The organism is Glycomyces dulcitolivorans (genome assembly GCF_003265355.1).
Lineage (GTDB): Bacteria > Actinomycetota > Actinomycetes > Mycobacteriales > Micromonosporaceae > Glycomyces > Glycomyces dulcitolivorans.
In genome coordinates this window covers 1-1,063 of the sequence record NZ_QFRW01000118.1, presented here as the reverse complement: position 1 = coordinate 1,063, position 1,063 = coordinate 1, and the positions used below count along the sequence as shown (strand labels likewise).

General features: G+C 72.2%; 1 protein-coding gene. It reads left to right on the top strand.

What is annotated here, in order from left to right:
• The first annotated feature begins 166 nt into the window (after window positions 1–166).
• A complete protein-coding gene (locus DI269_RS12970) occupies window positions 167–1,015 on the top strand; it encodes a hypothetical protein (RefSeq protein WP_112136546.1) in 849 nt (282 codons plus the stop codon).
• The last annotated feature ends 48 nt before the right edge of the window (window positions 1,016–1,063 follow it).

Genomic DNA, 1,063 nt, shown 5'->3' with positions numbered 1-1,063 from the left:
GGGCGCCCGCGGGCCCGCGCCCGCGCCGCCGCGCCCGCGACGGCGCCGGGACCTGCGCATTCGCGGGTGCCACATTCTCGTCCCGGGCCTGTACGATCGGAAGCACCGGTGGAACCTTCCGCCGTGTCCGGCCCAGCCCCCTGAGCAGACGAGGCGTGTTAGAGCTATGACGTATCCGCCCCCCGGCGGCGAGAACCCGCAGTACCAGCTGCAGCCCGAGCCGCAGCAGCCCAGCGACCCCTACGCGCAGGGGTACAACACGCCTCCGCCTCCCACGAACTACTACCAGCAGCAGCCCGGCTACTCGCAGCCGCAGATGCAGCAGCCCCCGCAGTACACCCAGCCCGGTCCGCCGCAGATGGGCGTCCAGCCCGGCTACCCGACGGCCCCCGGCCAGGTCCTGCCCCCGCCGATCCCCCCGGCCAAGCAGGGCGGCAATCTCGGCGTCATCCTCGCGGTCGTGGTCGGCCTCGTGATCGTCCTCGGCGTCGCCGCGGTCCTCCTCATCCCCAAGCTCACCGAGGACGACGCGGACCCCCAGGCCGGCGGCGGCGACGACACCAGCGAGGCCGAAGAGCCCGAGCAGTCCGACGAGCCCGCGACCGAGCCCTCCGAGGAGGAGACCGACAGCAGCGACACCGGCGGCTCGACCCTCGAAGGCTGGGGCGCCCCGGTCAGCTCCGACTCCTTCGACGCGAACACCCCCGAGGGCGCGGCGATCACCTACCGCCAGGCGGCCGACACCGACGACGACGCGGCGCTCCAGTCGGTCGTGTGCGCGACCCCGAGCGACGACATGCAGTTCGACGTCGACTGGGAGCTCGAATACGAGGGCGGCAACTACGGCTTCCTCCTGTGGAGCATGTCGAAGGTAGAAGGCGGCGAGACGCTGGTCTGGGTCGGCTGGACCCTCGACGACCTCCCGCCGGACTCCGCCGACGACCTCTCCTCCGGCTACACCTTCACGGCGGTCGAGGAAGAGGGCGCCTGGAAGCTCTGCCACGTCGACTACTGACGTCTGAGCGAAGCGACGACAGCGGTGCGGGGCGGCCCCATTGGGGCC